The sequence below is a fragment of the Xanthomonas sp. SI genome (assembly GCF_014236855.1).
Taxonomy (GTDB): domain Bacteria; phylum Pseudomonadota; class Gammaproteobacteria; order Xanthomonadales; family Xanthomonadaceae; genus Xanthomonas_A.
The window spans coordinates 2,411,919-2,427,926 of the sequence record NZ_CP051261.1 but is presented as its reverse complement, the minus strand read 5'-3'; the positions used below and the strand labels follow the sequence as shown (position 1 = coordinate 2,427,926).

14 protein-coding genes and 1 tRNA gene are annotated in these 16,008 nt (G+C 70.3%); 10 read left to right on the top strand and 5 right to left on the bottom strand.

Features of this window, described 5'->3' with window-relative positions:
* The first annotated feature begins 16 nt into the window (after window positions 1-16).
* The 6 genes from HEP75_RS10010 (at window position 17) to HEP75_RS09985 (ending at window position 6,031) form a co-directional block, all read left to right on the top strand.
* Window positions 17-1,951, top strand: coding sequence for a heme lyase CcmF/NrfE family subunit (locus tag HEP75_RS10010; RefSeq protein WP_185813161.1), 1,935 nt, complete (start codon window positions 17-19; stop codon window positions 1,949-1,951).
* Window positions 1,951-2,553: a DsbE family thiol:disulfide interchange protein gene (locus HEP75_RS10005; protein WP_185826320.1), complete on the top strand. Its 603-nt coding sequence runs from the start codon at window positions 1,951-1,953 to the stop codon at window positions 2,551-2,553. Before HEP75_RS10010 ends, HEP75_RS10005 begins: the two co-directional genes overlap by 1 nt.
* On the top strand, window positions 2,550-2,996 hold the full coding sequence (locus HEP75_RS10000) for a cytochrome c-type biogenesis protein (RefSeq protein WP_185820363.1): 447 nt from the start codon (window positions 2,550-2,552) through the stop codon (window positions 2,994-2,996). The genes HEP75_RS10005 and HEP75_RS10000 overlap by 4 nt, the downstream gene beginning before the upstream one ends.
* Window positions 2,997-3,000: 4 nt before the next feature.
* A complete protein-coding gene (locus HEP75_RS09995; protein WP_185826319.1) occupies window positions 3,001-4,077 on the top strand; it encodes a tetratricopeptide repeat protein in 1,077 nt (358 codons plus the stop codon).
* A gap of 188 nt (window positions 4,078-4,265) precedes the next feature.
* A complete protein-coding gene (locus HEP75_RS09990; RefSeq protein ID WP_185826318.1) occupies window positions 4,266-5,378 on the top strand; it encodes a homoserine O-acetyltransferase in 1,113 nt (370 codons plus the stop codon).
* A gap of 26 nt (window positions 5,379-5,404) precedes the next feature.
* The gene (locus HEP75_RS09985) at window positions 5,405-6,031 is read left to right on the top strand and encodes a cold shock and DUF1294 domain-containing protein (RefSeq protein ID WP_185826558.1); all 627 of its coding nucleotides are present in this window, start codon (window positions 5,405-5,407) and stop codon (window positions 6,029-6,031) included.
* Window positions 6,032-6,136: 105 nt separating this feature from the next.
* Here HEP75_RS09985 and cydC read toward each other — a convergent pair whose 3' ends face one another.
* Window positions 6,137-7,816, bottom strand: coding sequence for a thiol reductant ABC exporter subunit CydC (cydC, locus tag HEP75_RS09980; RefSeq protein WP_185826317.1), 1,680 nt, complete (start codon window positions 7,814-7,816; stop codon window positions 6,137-6,139).
* Window positions 7,813-9,705, bottom strand: coding sequence for an ATP-binding cassette domain-containing protein (locus HEP75_RS09975; protein WP_185826316.1), 1,893 nt, complete (start codon window positions 9,703-9,705; stop codon window positions 7,813-7,815). Before HEP75_RS09975 ends, cydC begins: the two co-directional genes overlap by 4 nt.
* 201 nt (window positions 9,706-9,906) lie before the next feature.
* Between HEP75_RS09975 and HEP75_RS09970 the strand changes: the two genes are divergently transcribed.
* The 4 genes from HEP75_RS09970 to HEP75_RS09955 all read left to right on the top strand — a co-directional run bounded on the left by HEP75_RS09970 (window position 9,907) and on the right by HEP75_RS09955 (window position 12,949).
* Window positions 9,907-11,496: a cytochrome ubiquinol oxidase subunit I gene (locus HEP75_RS09970; protein ID WP_185826315.1), complete on the top strand. Its 1,590-nt coding sequence runs from the start codon at window positions 9,907-9,909 to the stop codon at window positions 11,494-11,496.
* 19 nt (window positions 11,497-11,515) lie between these two features.
* Entirely contained in the window at window positions 11,516-12,667 is a 1,152-nt protein-coding gene (gene cydB / locus HEP75_RS09965; RefSeq protein WP_185826314.1) for a cytochrome d ubiquinol oxidase subunit II, read from the top strand.
* 34 nt (window positions 12,668-12,701) lie between these two features.
* On the top strand, window positions 12,702-12,812 hold the full coding sequence (gene cydX, locus HEP75_RS09960; protein ID WP_185826313.1) for a cytochrome bd-I oxidase subunit CydX: 111 nt from the start codon (window positions 12,702-12,704) through the stop codon (window positions 12,810-12,812).
* A 60-nt stretch (window positions 12,813-12,872) separates the two neighbouring features.
* A tRNA-Pro gene (locus HEP75_RS09955) sits at window positions 12,873-12,949 on the top strand.
* A gap of 126 nt (window positions 12,950-13,075) precedes the next feature.
* Here the strand turns inward: HEP75_RS09955 and HEP75_RS22280 are convergent.
* From HEP75_RS22280 to HEP75_RS09940, 3 genes are all read right to left on the bottom strand, one after another.
* Window positions 13,076-13,630 (bottom strand): cyclophilin-like fold protein, encoded by a 555-nt coding sequence (locus tag HEP75_RS22280; RefSeq protein WP_255424048.1) that lies wholly within the window; start codon window positions 13,628-13,630, stop codon window positions 13,076-13,078.
* A 34-nt stretch (window positions 13,631-13,664) separates the two neighbouring features.
* Window positions 13,665-14,792, bottom strand: coding sequence for an MFS transporter (locus tag HEP75_RS09945; RefSeq protein WP_255424097.1), 1,128 nt, complete (start codon window positions 14,790-14,792; stop codon window positions 13,665-13,667).
* 179 nt (window positions 14,793-14,971) lie between these two features.
* Entirely contained in the window at window positions 14,972-16,006 is a 1,035-nt protein-coding gene (locus HEP75_RS09940) for an alpha/beta hydrolase (RefSeq protein WP_185826311.1), read from the bottom strand.
* Window positions 16,007-16,008: the final 2 nt, after the last annotated feature.

The following is a 16,008-nucleotide window of genomic DNA, read 5'->3' as shown; positions in this document are numbered from 1 at the left end:
TCCCGGCGCACGCCCCATGCTTCCTGAACTCGGGCAAGTCCTGCTGATCCTGGCCCTGCTCGCCGCGCTGCTGCAGGCGGCGGTGCCGCTGGCCGGCGCGCAGCGCGGCGACGCGCGCTGGATGGCGGTGGCGCGGCCGGCCGCGTTCGCGCAGCTGGCGCTGGTCGCCGGCGCCTTCGCGGTGTTGACCCATGCATTCCTGGTGCAGGATTTCTCGGTGGCCTACGTGGCCGAGAATTCCAACTCGCTGCTGCCGCTGATCTACCGCTATTCGGCGGTATGGGGCGCGCACGAAGGCTCGCTGCTGCTGTGGACGCTGATCCTGGCGCTGTGGACCGGCGCGGTGGCGCTGTTCTCGCGCAGCCTGCCGGCGCCGGTGGTGGCGCGGGTGATCGGCACGCTGGCGCTGGTCAGCCTGGGGTTCCTGGCGTTCCTGCTGTTCACCTCCAATCCGTTCGCGCGGCTGCTGCCGGCGCCGCTGGAAGGCCGCGACCTCAATCCGCTGCTGCAGGACCCGGGCCTGGTGATCCACCCGCCGCTGCTGTACGCCGGCTACGTCGGCTTCGCGGTGCCGTTCGCGTTCGCCATCGCCGCGCTGCTCGACGGCCATGTCGATGCGCGCTGGCTGCGCTGGACGCGGCCGTGGACCAACGTGGCCTGGGGCTTTCTGACCATCGGCATCGCGCTGGGCAGCTGGTGGGCGTACTACGAACTGGGCTGGGGCGGCTGGTGGTTCTGGGACCCGGTGGAGAACGCCAGCTTCATGCCATGGCTGGCCGGCGCGGCGCTGCTGCATTCGCAGGCGGTGACCGAAAAGCGCGGCAGCTTCACCGCCTGGACGCTGCTGCTGGCGATCGCGGCATTCTCGCTGTCGCTGCTGGGCACGTTCCTGGTGCGTTCGGGGGTGCTGACCAGCGTGCACTCGTTCGCCGCCGATCCCGGCCGCGGCCTGTTCATCCTGGTGTTCCTGAGCCTGGTGTGCGGCGGTGCGTTGCTGCTGTACGCGCTGCGCGGCGGGCGCGTCGGCGCCAGCGCCGGCGACGAACGCCAGCGCTTTGCCGCGTCCTCGCGCGAGACCCTGCTGCTGGCCAACAACCTGCTGCTGACCTGCGCCTGCGCGATGGTGCTGCTGGGCACGCTGTATCCGCTGCTGGCCGACGCGCTGGGACTGGGCAAGCTGTCGGTCGGCCCGCCCTACTTCGGCACCCTGTTCTTGGTGCTGATGGCGCCGCTGGTGGCGCTGCTGCCATTCGGCCCGCTGACCCGCTGGCAGCGCGAACAGCCGTCGCGGCCGCTGGCGCTGCTGGCGCCGTGGGCCGGGCTTGCCTTGCTGGCCGGCGTGCTCGGTTTCTTCCTGGCGCCGCAGGGACCGTGGAAGACCGCCGCCGGCGTGGCCGGCGCGGCCTGGGTGCTGCTGGGCACCGCGCGTTTCGTGTGGAGCCGCTTCCAGCTCAAGGGCAGCCGTTTCACCGCCGAGATGCTGGGCATGACCCTGGCGCATGCCGGCATCGCCGTGTTCCTGACCGGCGCGCTGCTGGTGGAAGCGCTGGACCAGCAACGCGAAGTGGCGCTGGCGCCGGGGCAGAGCCTGCAGATGGGCCGCTACCGCTTCGAGTTCCAGAGCCTGGACGAAATCCGCGGCCCCAACTACGTGTCCGAACGCGCGCACGTGCAGGTGCTGCGCGACGACCGCCCGCTGGCGCTGCTGCATCCGGAAAAGCGCGTCTACGCCAGCGGCGGACAGAGCCTGAGCGAGGCCGGTATCCATCCCGGCCTGTTCGGCGACGTCTATATCGCCCTGGGCGAACCGCTGGGCGGCAACGCCTGGGCGATGCGCCTGCATGTCAAACCGTTCGTTCGCTGGATCTGGCTCGGCGCGGCGCTGATGGCGCTGGGTGGCTTCGTCACCGCCGGCGACCGGCGCTTCCGTCGTTCCCCGGAGAAATCCTGATGTCCGCTCCTGCTCCACGCCGCCTGCCGCTCGCCGCCATCGTGCTCGGCGCCCTGTTCTTCCTCGGCCTGCTGGCGTTGATGTTCTATGCGGTGCAGCGCTCCGGGGTGGCCGATCGCGATGCGCTGCCATCGGCGCTGATCGGCAAGCCGGCGCCGGCGTTTGAACTGCCGGTGCTGCACGATGCGTCGATCCGCGTGCGCAGCGCCGAACTGCGCGGCGCGCCGTACGTGCTCAACGTGTGGGGCAGCTGGTGCGCCACCTGCCGCGAGGAACATCCGGTGCTGACCCGCTTCGCGCTGACCAAGCGCGTGCGGGTGATCGGCTACGACTGGAAGGACACTCGCGAAGATGCGCTGCACTGGCTGGAGCAGTTGGGCAATCCGTTCTTCGTGGTGCTGTTCGATCCGGAAGGACGCACCGCGATCGACTGGGGCGTGGCCGCGGCACCGGAGACCTTCCTGGTCGACGCGCATGGCGTGGTGCGCTGGAAGCATTCGGGCGCATTGACCGACCAGATCGTGCAGGACGAACTGCTGCCGGCGCTGCTGCAGGCCGAGCGCGACGCGCCGGCCGCCAAGCAGGGCCGGGCCGCACCGTGACGCGCCGTTGGCTCGCGCTGCTGCTGGTGCTGCTGGCATGCGCCGGGCACGCCGGCGCGCAGCCGGTGGCCGATCAGACCCCGCTGGCCTACCGTTCGGCGGCCGAGGAAGCGCGCTTCCATGCGCTGACCGCCGAACTGCGCTGCGTGCAGTGCCAGAACCAGTCGCTGGCCGACTCGCATGCGCAGATCGCGCTGGACCTGCGCCGCGAAGTGCTGCAACTGATGCAGCAGGGGCGTTCGGACGCGGAGATCAAGCGCTTCCTGGTCGATCGCTACGGCGAGTTCGTGCTGTACCGGCCGCAGGTGGAAGCGCGCACCTGGCTGCTGTGGTTCGGGCCGTTGCTGCTGCTCGGCGCCGGTGCGCTGCTCGTGGTCTGGGTGGTGCGCCGTCGCGCGCCGGCCGCCGCTGCGCCGCCGGCGCAGGAGGAACAGGAATGGTGAAGCGATGCTGAGCTGGGGCATGCATGCCGCCGCGGCGGTCCTGGCCGCGCTGGTGTTCGGCGCGGTGCTGTGGCCGTTGCGGCGCAGCCGCGGCGGCGCGCCGCTGCTCGCGGTCGCGGTGCTGGCGCTGGGCGTGGCCGCCGCCGCGTTGTATGCACTGGTCGGCACGCCGCGCGCGCTGCAGGCGCAGAACCGCGAAGCGCCGCGCAACCTGGAAGACGGGGTGGCGCAGTTGCAGGCGGCGCTGGCCAAGGATCCCAACCGCGCCGAAGGCTGGGCGCTGCTGGCGCGTTCGCAGATGTCGCTGGGCCGCCCCAACGAAGCCGCCGCCGCGTTCGCACGTGCGGTGCAGCTGGCGCCGGATGAAGCGCAATGGCTGGTGCAGGCGGCCGAAGCGCGCGCGCTGGCCACGCCGCAGCGCCAGTTCGATGCGCAAGGCATCGCCTGGCTGCGGCATGCCTTGCAGGTCGAACCGAACAACGAGCGCGCCGCCTGGTTCCTGGGCATCGCGCAGCGCCAGCGCGGCCAACATGCCGAGGCCGCGGCGACCTGGGAAGCGCTGCTGCCGCGCGTGGATGCCGCCACTGCCGCGGCGCTGCGTCCGCAGATCGATGCTGCGCGTGCCGATGCCGGCTTGCCGGCGCTGCCGGCCGCCGCACCAGGCGCAGCGGCGACGGCTGCGGCAAGCGCAACGGCCGCGCAGAACCCTGCCGCTTCGTCCGCAACCGCCGCTGCCGGCACGCTCACCGTTGCGGTATCGCTGGATCCGGACTTCGCCGCACGCGTGCGCCTGCGCGGCGACGCCAGCGTATTCGTGATCGCGCGCGTGCCCGGTGGCCCGCCGATGCCGGTCGCGGTGCAGAAACATCCGCTGCAATCGCTGCCGCTGCGCGTGACCCTGAGCGACGGCGACAGCCCGATGCCGACGCAGAAGCTGTCGCAGCTCAAGCAGGTGCAGGTGCTGGCGCGGCTCTCGAACAGCGGCAACGCGATGCGCCAGGAAGGCGACCTGGAATCGGCACCGGTGACGGTAACGCTGCCGACGGCGACGCCGGTGGAGTTGGTGCTCGGCAAGCCATAGCTCGGCGTCCCTGTAGGAGCGGCTTCAGCGGTGACAGCAATTTTCCGCAGCCGACATCCTTCCGGCGCCCATGTCGCGGCTGAAGCCGCTCCTACAGGGAGCATCGACCTCGCGCGCATCGCCTCCGCACCGTCCTTCGCCACGCCGCACGCACGCCGCGGCCGCCGCGGCACGGCTAGAATCGGCGCATGACCGAATTCATTCCTCCCGGCAGCCGCTTCCTCGCCCTGCCCTCGCCGTTCCCGATGAAGCGCGGCGGCCAGCTGCGCGATGCGCGCGTCGCCTACGAAACCTGGGGCACGCTGGCGGCGGACCGCAGCAATGCGATCCTGATCGTCACCGGGCTGTCGCCGGACGCGCACGCCGCCGCGCACGCCGACGATCCCAGCCCCGGCTGGTGGGAGGCGATGCTCGGTGCCGGCAAGCCGATCGACACCCAGCGCTGGTTCGTGATCTGCGTGAATTCGCTGGGCAGCTGCAAGGGCTCGACCGGCCCGGCCTCGCCGAATCCGGACGACGCGCAACCATATCGCCTGCGCTTCCCCGAGTTGTCGATCGAAGACGTCGCCGATGCCGCCGCACACGTGGTGCGCGCGCTGGGCATCGAGCGGCTGGCGTGCGTGATCGGCAACTCGATGGGCGGCATGACCGCGCTGGCGCTGCTGCGCCAGCATCCGGGACTGGCGCGCAGCCACATCAACATCTCCGGCAGCGCGCAGGCATTGCCATTCTCGATCGCGATCCGCTCGCTGCAGCGCGAGGCGATCCGCCTGGATCCGAACTGGAACGGCGGCGACTACGACGAGGCCACCTATCCGGAGTCGGGCATGCGCATGGCGCGCAAGCTGGGCGTCATCACCTACCGTTCGGCGCTGGAATGGGATGGCCGCTTCGGCCGCGTGCGGCTGGATTCGGACCAGGCCGACGAGGATCCGTTCGGCCTGGAATTCCAGGTCGAAAGCTACCTGGAAGGCCATGCGCGGCGCTTCGTGCGCCGCTTCGACCCGAACTGCTACCTGTACCTGAGCCGTTCGATGGACTGGTTCGACCTGGCCGAATACGCCGGCGGCCACGTGCTCGCCGGGTTGGCGACGATCCGCATCGAACGCGCGCTGGCGATCGGCGCCAACACCGACATCCTGTTCCCGGTGCAGCAACAGCAGCAGATCGCCGACGGCTTGCGCGCCGGCGGCGCCGACGCGCAGTTCCTGGGTCTGGACTCGCCGCAAGGACACGATGCGTTCCTGGTCGATTTCGCGCGTTTCGGGCCGGCGGTGCGCGAGTTCCTGGCGCAATGCTGAGCCGCGACACGCGCGATGTCCGTGCGATGCGCTATCAAGGACGCCTGAGCGATTGGAACGACGCCAGCGGTTTCGGCTTTGTCGTTCCCAACGGCGGCGGCACGCGCGCCTTCGTGCATATCCAGGCGTTCGAGCGGCGCGCGGGACGGCGGCCGCGCGACGGCGATGCGATCACCTACGAAACCGCGACCGATGCGCGTGGGCGCGTGTCCGCCGTGCGTATCCGCGCGGTTCGCGCCACGCTGCCGGGCGCACGCCGCGGGGCGGCGCATGCCGCGCCCTGGCTGCCGCGACGCTGGCTCGGTGCCGGCGCCTTGCTGGCCATCGTCGGTGCCGCAGCGAGCGGGCGCGTACCGGGGTGGCTGGCGGCCTGCTACCTGGGCTGCAGCGCCGCCGCGCTGCTGTTGTACGGCATCGACAAGTCGGCGGCACAGCGCGGCCAGTGGCGGACCCCGGAGACGACGCTGCAATTGCTGGCGCTGGCCGGCGGCTGGCCAGGCGCGCTGTTCGCGCAGGGGCAGTTTCGGCACAAATCGCGCAAGATCAGCTTTCAGTTCGTGTTCTGGGCCGCGGTGCTGCTCAACCTGTTCGCGCTGGCCTGGCTGCTGCTGGCTGCGGACGCGCAGGCGTTGCGCAATTTGCTGAGCGCGTGATCCGCGCCGCGGCGCGGACCGTGTGCGCCTGGCGCGGCGAACGCCTGTGCGCTGCGTTCGCCGCGGAGGGCACCAATGGCTGACCCGGCACGCTACCGGTGCGGCTCAGTTCAGCGGCACGAGCCGCCCCTGCTGTAACCGATAACGCGCGTGCACCACGCCGTCGGGCAGCGCGTCGTGGCTGATCAGCAGCAAGCTGCGCTGCCCGAGCGCGCTGGTCAGGTCGCGCAGCAAGGCCTGCGCCGTGTCCACGTCCAGGCCTTCGGTGGGTTCGTCCAGCACCAGCAGCGGTGCGTTACGCAGCAGCGCGCGGGCCAGGGCCAAGCGTCGCGCCTGGCCTGCCGACATGGTCGCGCCGTTCTCGCCCAGCCAGGCGTCCAGGCCGCCGACTTCGTGCAGCCACGCGCCCAGGCGTACGTCGGCGAGCGCGCGCTGCAAGCTGGCGTCGTCGGCATCGATCGCTCCCAGGCGCAGGTTGTCGCGCACGCTGCCGGCGAACACCGGCGCGCCCTGCGGCAGCCAGGCGATACGCTGGTGCCATTGCGCCTGGGCCAGCTCGCGCAGGTCCACGCCGGCATAGCGGACGCTGCCCTGCTGCGGATCCCACAAGCGCAGCAGCAGCGCCGACAACGTGGTCTTGCCGCTGCCGCTGTCGCCGCAGATGGCCACGCGCTCGCCCGGGGCGATGCGCAGGTCGATGCCGTCGAGCACGTGTCGGGTCTCGCCGGGCCAGGCGAAGACCACGCCGTCGAACTGCACGTCGCCGACATCGGGCAGCGGTTGCGGCTGCGCGGCGTCGGCCACCGGCGCGCTCTGGCCGGCGATGGCCTGCAGCCGCTGCGCGGCGACGCGGCCGGATTGCAGCGCCTGCCAGGCCAGGCCGGCGCCGGCCCAGACCTCGAGCAGGGCCACGGTAAGGAAGATCAATCCGGCCGCCTGCTCGGCGCCGATCAGATCGGCGCGCGCTGCGCCCAGCGCGATCCACAGCATCGCCAGCAAGCCCAGCGCGGCGCACAGCGCGTGCAGCGCATTGCCGCCGATCAGGCGCTGCCGCTGCTGGCGGTCCTGCGCGCGCAGGTCGTGCGCGCTGGCATCCACGCGCGCGATCCAGTCGGCCTGCGCGTCCAGCGCGGCCAGGTCGGCGGCACCTTCCAGGCCTTCGTAGGCCAGCGTGCGCAGCGTCTCGCGCTGCTGCGCGCGGCGCTGCTCGCGCACGCGGCCGCCGCGCGCGACCAGCCACGGCACGCCGGCGCCGATCGCTACTGCAAGCACCGCCAACAGCAGCGCCGCCGGCCAGTAGATTGCGGCGGCCGCGGCCACGCCGGCCACGCCGATGCCCAGCAGCGCCACCAGCGGCGCCAATGCGCGGACCACAAGGCCATCGACCTCGCCGATATCCGACATCAGGCGTGCCAGCAGTTCGCCGGTGCGGCTGGCGCCGAGTTTGGCCGGTGCCAACGGCAGCGCGCGGCGGAAGAACCACACGCGCAGGTCGCGGGCGATGCGCAAGGTAGCGTCATGGCCGACCAGCTTTTCGCCGTAGCGCGAAGCGATGCGCGCGAAGGTCAAGGCACGGATGCCGGCCGAGGGCGAGAAGAAGTTGAAGCCGCTGCCCATGCCGGCCACGCCGGCCAGCGCCGCGGCGGTCAGGAAGCCGCCGGACAGGCCGAGCAGGCCGACCCCGGCCAGCATCGTGCACAACAGCAGCAGCGCGGTCAGCAGCAGGCGGCCGAGGTGGCGGCCGAACACGCTGCGCAGGTCGTCGTCGCGCGCGGAGCCGCTCATGGTGCGGCTCCGATCGCGTCATCCGCCGTCACGCGCGCGGGCAGCTGCAGCACGCTATCGGCCCAGCGCATCGCGGCCTCGCTGTGGGTAGCGACGATCACGCTGCGGCCGTGGCTGAAGGCGGCCAGGGTGCGCAGCAGTTCGGTTTCGGTGTCCGGGTCGAGGAAGGCGGTGGGTTCGTCGAGCAGCAACAGTTCGGGATCGCGCAGCAGCAGCCGCGCCAGGCCGATGCGCCGCGCCTCGCCGCCGGACAGGCCGAAGCCGCGCTCGCCGATCACGGTCTCCAGGCCCAGCGGCAGATGCGCGGCGAAGCGCATGACCTGCGCCGCCTCGGCCGCGGCGTGCAGCTGCGCGGCGCTGGCCCGCGGAGCGGCCAGGCGCAGGTTGTCGGCGATGCTGCCATGGAACAGGTACGGGCGCTGCCCGGCGTAGCCGACGCGCAATCCGGGACGCAGTTGCAGGCTGCCGGCGCGCGGCGGCAGCCAGCCGGCCAGCGCTTCGAGCAGCGTGCTCTTGCCGCTGCCGCTGGGTCCGACCAGAGCAAGGCGCTGGCCGGGCTGCAGGCTGAAGGACAGATCCTGCAGCGCGTCGCAGCGCGCGCCTTGCGGGCGCAGCGTCAGTCCTTCGGCGCGCAGCAGCGGCTGCGTGGGCGCTGCGGGGACTGAAGGCTTTTCAGGCAATGCGAGCGTTGCAGGCACCACAGGCGTCGGCGGTGCTGCAGGCGTCGGCACTGCGTACCCATCGGGCGTTGCCGGCATCGCGGGCGCAGGTCGCACAGACAACGGCGGCGCCAGCGATGAGAGCGCCGGCGCGGCAACGGCCGGCGACGACACGCACGGCGCCAGCGCTACCGCCGCATCCGGCAGCTCGCCAAGCAGGCGCTCCACCTCGGCCGCCGCCGCCAGCGCGTTGGCGCGGTCGTGGTAGTGCGCGGCCAGGCGCCGCAGCGGCGCGTAGAACTCCGGCGCCAGCAGCAGGCAGAACACGCCCACGCCCAGGGTCGGCACTGCCGCATGCAGCGCGATCATGCCCAGGTAGCTCAGGCCCAGGTACATCGCCACCATCGCCACGCTGACCGAGGCGAAGAACTCGAGCACGGTCGAGGACAGGAAGGCGATGCGCAGCACCTTCAAGGTACGTTCGCGCACGCCCTCGGCGGCGGCGGCGATGCCGCGCAGTTCGTCCTCGCCGCGGCCGTACAGGCGCAGCAGGCCCAGGCCCTTGAGCCGGTCGGCGAAATGCCCGCCCATCCGCGCCAGCTCGCGCAGCTGGCGGCGCCCGGCGGCTTCGGCGCCCCAGCCGACCAGCATCATGAAGATCGGCACCAGCGGCGCGGTGAACAGCAGCAGCAGGCCCACCACCCAGTCGCTCCAGCCGACCGTGAGCAGGATCAGCAACGGCACCACGCTCACTTCCAGCCGCGCCGGCTGGTAGCCGGCGTAGTAGCCGTCCAGCGCGTCACCGTGGGCCAGCAGCAATTCGCCCAGTTCGCCGTTGCGCTGACCGCGCAGCCACAGCGGGCCGCGTTGGAGCAGGCGCCGGTACACGCGCCGGCGCAGTTCGAACTTCGCCGCATCGGCGACATCGCCGGCGGCGCGCTGAGCGCAGGCGCCGAGCAGCGCGCGCACGATCAGCACCAGCGCCAGGATGGCGAACGCGGGCAGCGCCTGCGGCAGTTCACTACCCTCCACCAGCAAGGCCTGCAGCAACCAGGCGATGGCGCCGGCCTGCACGATCAGCAGCGCCCCGGACAGGCTGATCGCGGCCGCGGCCAGCCGTTGCCGCCCACGCGCCGCGCTGGCCAGCGACGCCAGCCAGCGCACGCGTTGCTGCCGCAGGTGCGGCGACTCGGCAGGCGGTATGGCGGACGACTCGGCGGGATCGGTCAAAACGGACTCTGCGCGGCGAACGGGCCGCCATTGTAAGGCGGCATTGGGATGGGGACCGCCGCGTGCCGCCACGATGCCGATCGCGGCCGGCAAGGGCATTGATCTGGATCAAGGCCCCGCGCGCGGCGGAAGCGGAACATCGCCCTCAACCTACCGCCACCCGGCCACCCAGATGCACATTCCCCACGAGGTAGCACAGCCATGATCGACACCACTGTCGTAGAGCTGTCGCGGCTGCAATTCGCCATGACCGCCATGTACCACTTCCTGTTCGTCCCGCTCACCCTCGGCCTATCCTTCATGATCGCGATCATGGAGAGCGTGTTCGTCATGACCCGCAAGGAAGTCTGGCGGCGCATGGCGCTGTTCTGGGGCGTGCTGTTCGGCATCAACTTCGCGATGGGCGTGGCCACCGGCATCGTCATGGAGTTCCAGTTCGGCATGAACTGGTCGTACTACAGCCACTACGTCGGCGACATCTTCGGCGCGCCGCTGGCGATCGAAGGGTTGATGGCGTTCTTTCTGGAAGCCACCTTCATCGGCCTGTTCTTCTTCGGCTGGAACAAGCTGTCGCCGGTCAAGCACCTGATGGTGACCTGGCTGATGGCGCTGGGCACCAACCTGTCGGCGGTGTGGATCCTGATCGCCAACGGCTGGATGCAGAATCCGACCGGCGCGGTGTTCAACCCGGACACGATGCGCATGGAAGTGGTCGATTTCATGGCGGTGGTGTTCAACCCGGTGGCGCAGGCCAAGTTCGTGCACACGGTCAGCGCCGGCTACGTGACCGGCGCGGTGTTCGTGATGTCGATCAGCGCGCTGTTCCTGCTGCGCGGCACGCACCGCGACATCGCGCGGCGCTCGTTCGCGGTGGCCGCCGCGTTCGGCCTGGCGTCCTCGCTGTCGGTGGTGGTGCTCGGCGACGAGAGCGGCTATGCCGCCAACGAACACCAGAAGATGAAGCTGGCCGCGATCGAGGCGATGTGGGAGACCGAACAGGCCCCGGCCGACTTCACCGCCTTCGGCATTCCCAACCAGGCCACCGGCAAGAACGACTACGCGATCAAGGTGCCGTACCTGATGGGCCTGGTCGCCACGCGCTCGCTGGACACGCCGATTCCCGGCATCCTGGAACTGATCGGGCGCGCCGAGCACCGCATCCGCGGCGGCCAGATCGCCTACGGCGCGCTGGAACGGCTCAAGGCCGACCGCAACGACGTGCAGGCGCGCGAGGTGTTCGACCGCCACTGGCAGGACCTGGGCCACGGCCTGCTGCTCAAGCGCTATCGCGACGACATCCTCAACGCCACGCCGGAAGAAATCTCCAAGGCCGCGCTGGACACGGTGCCGCGCGTGCTGCCGCTGTTCTGGACATTCCGGGTCATGGCCGGCCTGGGCTTCTACCTGATCGCGTTCTTCATCGCCGCGATGTGGTTCTCGTGCAAGCACAACTTCGAGGACAAGCGCTGGTTCCTGAAGCTGGCGCTGTGGTCCCTGCCGGCGCCGTGGATCGCGATCGAATGCGGCTGGTTCGTCGCCGAGTACGGCCGCCAGCCGTGGGCGGTGGAAGGCGTGCTGCCGACGTTCTATGCCGCCTCCGGCCTGGCCCTGCACGAAATCCTGATCACCCTGGCCGGCTTCGTGGCGATCTACACCGTGCTGCTGGTCATCGAGATCAAGCTGATGCTCAAGGCGATCCGCAAGGGCCCGGACCACCTGCCCGCGCTGCTGCAGCCGACCCCGCGCCCCGCCGCGCCCCTTGCCGCCACCGCGGCCGCCGGTCAACTCTGATCCCGGCAGGAGAATGACGATGGACTTCATTGCATTGGACTACACCACGCTGCGCCTGATCTGGTGGCTGCTGCTCGGCATCCTGCTGATCGGTTTCGCGGTGATGGACGGTTTCGACCTGGGCGTCGGCGCGCTGCTGCCGTTCGTGGCCAGGAACGACGCCGAACGCCGGCTGGTGGTCAACACCATCGGCCCGGTCTGGGAAGGCAACCAGGTCTGGCTGGTGCTCGGCGGCGGCGCGATCTTCGCCGCCTGGCCACCGCTGTACGCGGTCAGCTTCTCCGGTTTCTACCTGGCGATGTTCGTGATCCTGTTCGCGCTGATCCTGCGCCCGGTCGGGTTCAAGTTCCGCGGCAAACTGCCCAGCCAGCGCTGGCGCAACGGCTGGGACTGGGCGCTGTTCGTCGGCGGCTTCATCCCGGCGCTGATCATGGGCGTGGCGGTGGGCAACGTGGTGCTGGGCGTGCCGTTCCACTTCGACGACACGCTGCGGGTGTTCTACACCGGCAGCTTCTTCGGCCTGCTGATGCCGTTCGCCCTGCTCGCCGGCCTGCTCAGCGTGAGCATGCTGGTGGCGCACGGCGCGGCGATGCTGGTGCTGAAGACCGACGGCCCGGTAGCCGAGCGCGCGGCCCGCTACGGCAGCGTGGCGGCGCTGGTGGCGTGCGCGCTGTTCGCCGCCGGCGGCGTGTGGGTGGCGCTGGGCCTGCCCGGCTATGAGGTGACCTCGCAAGCGGTCACCGACGGCGCCACCAACCCGCTGCTGAAGACCGCGGTGCTCGGCGAGGTCGGCGGCTGGATGCACAACTACCAGTCGATGCCGCTGACCGCGCTGGCGCCGGTGGCCGGCCTGCTCGGCCTGCTGCTCAGCGCGGTGCTGCTGCACAAGCGCCGCGGCGGGCTGGCCTTCCTCGCCTCGGGCACGGCCATCGCCGGCATCATCCTCACCGTCGGCTTTGCGATCTTCCCGTTCCTGCTGCCCTCCTCCAGCCAGCCCGGCTCCAGCCTGACCGTGTGGGACGCCTCCAGCAGCCGCCTGACCCTGTGGATCATGCTGCTGGCCACCGCGCTGTTCCTGCCGATCATCATCGGCTACACCACCTGGGTGTACCGGGTGCTGAAGGGCAAGGTCAGCGCCGCGTCGCTGGACGACAACCCCAACGCGTACTGAGCGCGTTCAACCCATTCGCATAGGAGATTGCAGCATGTGGTATTTCGCCTGGATTCTCGGTGTCGGCCTGGCCTCCACCGCCGCCATCCTCAATGGCATGTGGTTCGAGGCGCGCGAGGGCGCCGCCCCCAACGCAGCCGACTGAAATTTTTTCGCAAAGGATCTTGCCGAATGCGGGTGACCCCCGTATCATGTGCGGCTCCTTCGGGGTGTAGCTCAGTCTGGTAGAGCGCTACGTTCGGGACGTAGAGGTCGCAGGTTCGAATCCTGTCTCCCCGACCAGTTTCAAGGTCACAAGAAGCCTGGAAAACTTCAGTTTTCCGGGTTTTTTTGTGTCTGCGGCAAACCCCTGCGGACGCGGCTGGCGCTGGCGGCGCGAGGCCTGCGGCGGTGAACGCGGGGCGTCCGCTAGTCGTTGGTGAATGCGACCCGGACGTCGCCCCGGCCCAGTGCCTGCGCCAGCGCAGTCGGGTCGTCGACACGTCCCAGCCGCGTGTAGGAATAGGCGGAACCGAAGCTCGCATAGAACACGACCAGCGTCTGCGCGCCGTAGAGCATCAGGTCGCCGGCATGGATCGTGCCTGGCCGGCGCGGAGCCGCCGGCAGCGGCTGCGGCAGTTCGACGTGTTTCTCGTTGCCGTTGAGTTCGGCCATGTGCAGCACCAGCGGCAACTGCGCGGCGAACGCGCGGGCCGCTGCGTTGTCGGCCAAGGCGATGGCGAAACGGCGATCGCCGATGGTCATCCACATGCGTGCGTCCTCCGGAGTGATGGATGCCGCGGCGGCCGCGGGCGGCGCCGCCTCCGCGCGCATGCCGGCCGCAAAAGCGCCGAGTGCCGGCAAGCCGACCAGCAGTATCGGCCAGCGCAGCGCCCAGCGTCGCCTGCGATGCCCGAGGCCGTTGCCGGCGACAGGCCGCTGCGCGCCGGGCCTCGCCTCGCCATCGTCTGGTTGCCGGGTCATGGCCATGGCGCCGACCTGCGGCGATCGCGCCAGCTCATGCGCCGCGCGCCGCGTTCGCGCGCGATGCGCGCCAGGTCAGCGCGGCCGCGAGCAGCAGCAGCGCGGCGCTGGCCACGAAGGTCGCCGCGTAGCCATTGCGATCGAACAGCATGCCGCCGATGGTCGAGCCCAGGGCGATGGCCAACTGGATCACCGCCACCATCAAGCCGCCGCCGGCCTCGGCGTTGCCGGGCAGCACCCGCGCGATCCAGTTCCACCATCCCACCGGCGCAGCGGTGGCCAGCAATCCCCACAGTCCCAGCAATGCGGCCACGGCAGCGACGCGCGCGCCGAATGCAATCAGCAGCAAGGCGATCGCCGCCATCAGCAGCGGAATCGCGATCAAGGTGCGATACAGGCCGCGCTCGAGCGCGACGCCGACGAGCGTGGTACCGACGAGACCGGCCACACCGATTCCGAGCAGAAGCAGCGACAGCGTGGGCACGTTCGCCAGCGTCACGGTTTCCAGGAACGGGCGCACGTAGGTGAACAACGCGAACTGCCCCATGAAGAACGCAGCGCAGGCCGCCATGCCCAAAGCGACCGCTCGGTGTCGAAGCAACACGAACACGTTGCGCGCGCCTGCCGCGCGCGCCGCGGCCATGGCCGGCAGGCTGGCCCACTGCCAGGCGAACGCGAGCGCCGCCACCGGCACCAGGCACAGGAACGCGCCGCGCCAGCCGATCACCGCGCCCAGGTAGCTGCCGAGCGGAGCCGCGACCACCGTGGCCAACGCGTTGCCGCCATTGAAGATGGCCAGGGCACGCGGTACCTGCGCGGGCGGCACCAGGCGCATCGCGGTCGCGGCCGACATGGACCAGAAGCCGCCGATCACCACGCCGATGAGCGCGCGGCCGGCCATGTAGGTCGGATAGTTCGGGGCCAGCGCGACCACCGCGCCGGACACCGCCATCAGCCCAGTCAGCGCCAGCAACAGGCGCTTGCGGTCCATGGCGCCGGCCAAGGCGGGAATGGACAGGCTGGTGAGCACCGCGAACGCACCGGAGATGGCGATGCCGTAGCCGGCCAGGCCTTGGCTGACACGCAGATCGGCGGCCATCGGCGTCAGCAGGCTGACCGGCATGAACTCCGACGCGATCAGCACGAACACGCACAGCGTCATCGCGAACACGCCGCCCCAGTGCGCAGGCTGCGGCGTGGCGTCGCGCGGCCCGGGTCCTGCACTTGCCTGCAGCGGCGCACTCACCGCGCTGCGCCGTGGCGGCAGCGGCCAGCTGCATGCCTGAGTGCGGTCGGCGGCAGCGCCGGATGGCGGGCGCGGGCGATTCGTCATGCGTGCGCTCACGGCGCGCCCAGATGCTGCTTGAAGAAGGATGTCAGCTTGTCGAACGGGATCAGGTCGGTGCGGTCGTAGAGATCCACGTGGCCGGCGCCCTTCACCCAGTACAACTCCTTCGGCTGCCCCGCCAGGCGGAACGCGTCCTCGCTGAACTCCTTCGAGTGCGCCTGGTCGCCGGCGATGAACAACATCGGCCGCGGCGCGATGGTCTCGATGTCGGCGAACGGATAGAAGTTCATGAACTTGACGTTGCTGGTCAGAGTCGGATGCGTGGTGAGCGCAGGCGAAGAGCCCGCCGGGGTGAACTCGCCGCGTGCGGTTCGGTAGAAGTCGTAGAACTCGCGCTGGATCGGATGCGTCCGCGCATCGAGCGCATGCACCGTGCCGCCGGTGTACTCGGCCTTCCCGCCGCTGAATTCCACGTCGCGCTGTCGCGCCGCGGCGGCGATGATCTGCTTGCGTTGCTCGAGGGTCTGCGCGTGATTCAACCCATCGCGGTTGGCGGCGCCCATGTCGTACATGCTCACGGTGGCGATGGCCTTCATGCGCGGGTCGATCTTGGCCGCGCTGATGACGAAGCTGCCGCTGCCGCAGATGCCGAGCACGCCGATGCGCTCGCGGTCCACGAACGCCTGGCTGCCGAGATAATCCACCGCCGCGCTGAACGCCTCGGCATAGAGGTCCGGCAGCACCGCGTTGCGTGGCTGGCCCTGGCTCTCGCCCCAGAACGACTGGTCGATCGCCAGGGTAACGAAGCCCTGCTCGGCCAGCTTCTGCGCATAGAGGTTCGAACTCTGCTCCTTCACCGCGCCCATCGGGTGTCCGACGATGATCGCCGGATAACGGACGCCGCCCTTGCGCTGCTTGGGCACGAACAGGTTGCCCACGATCGTCATCCGGTACTGGTTGCGGAAGGAGACCTTTTCCGCGGTCAGCGTGTCGCTCTTGTAGAAGTTGTTCGCGCCATTGGCCATGTCTTGTCCCATCGCAGTGGATGCGCTGGCCGCCAGGGCCAGTATCAGCAGCAGTCGTTTCATCT

Bases quoted from the DNA above. Each gene is read 5' to 3' on its own strand.
- HEP75_RS09985 (WP_185826558.1), top strand. From the start codon at position 5,405: ATGCGCTATCAAGGACGCCTGAGCGATTGGAACGACGCCAGCGGTTTC.
- cydC (WP_185826317.1), bottom strand. From the start codon at position 7,816: ATGAGCGGCTCCGCGCGCGACGACGACCTGCGCAGCGTGTTCGGCCGC.
- HEP75_RS09995 (WP_185826319.1), top strand. From the start codon at position 3,001: ATGCTGAGCTGGGGCATGCATGCCGCCGCGGCGGTCCTGGCCGCGCTG.
- cydB (WP_185826314.1), top strand. From the start codon at position 11,516: ATGGACTTCATTGCATTGGACTACACCACGCTGCGCCTGATCTGGTGG.
- cydX (WP_185826313.1), top strand. From the start codon at position 12,702: ATGTGGTATTTCGCCTGGATTCTCGGTGTCGGCCTGGCCTCCACCGCC.
- HEP75_RS09940 (WP_185826311.1), bottom strand. From the start codon at position 16,006: ATGAAACGACTGCTGCTGATACTGGCCCTGGCGGCCAGCGCATCCACT.
- HEP75_RS10010 (WP_185813161.1), top strand. From the start codon at position 17: ATGCTTCCTGAACTCGGGCAAGTCCTGCTGATCCTGGCCCTGCTCGCC.
- HEP75_RS09970 (WP_185826315.1), top strand. From the start codon at position 9,907: ATGATCGACACCACTGTCGTAGAGCTGTCGCGGCTGCAATTCGCCATG.
- HEP75_RS10005 (WP_185826320.1), top strand. From the start codon at position 1,951: ATGTCCGCTCCTGCTCCACGCCGCCTGCCGCTCGCCGCCATCGTGCTC.
- HEP75_RS09990 (WP_185826318.1), top strand. From the start codon at position 4,266: ATGACCGAATTCATTCCTCCCGGCAGCCGCTTCCTCGCCCTGCCCTCG.
- HEP75_RS22280 (WP_255424048.1), bottom strand. From the start codon at position 13,630: ATGACCCGGCAACCAGACGATGGCGAGGCGAGGCCCGGCGCGCAGCGG.
- HEP75_RS09945 (WP_255424097.1), bottom strand. From the start codon at position 14,792: ATGACGCTGTGCGTGTTCGTGCTGATCGCGTCGGAGTTCATGCCGGTC.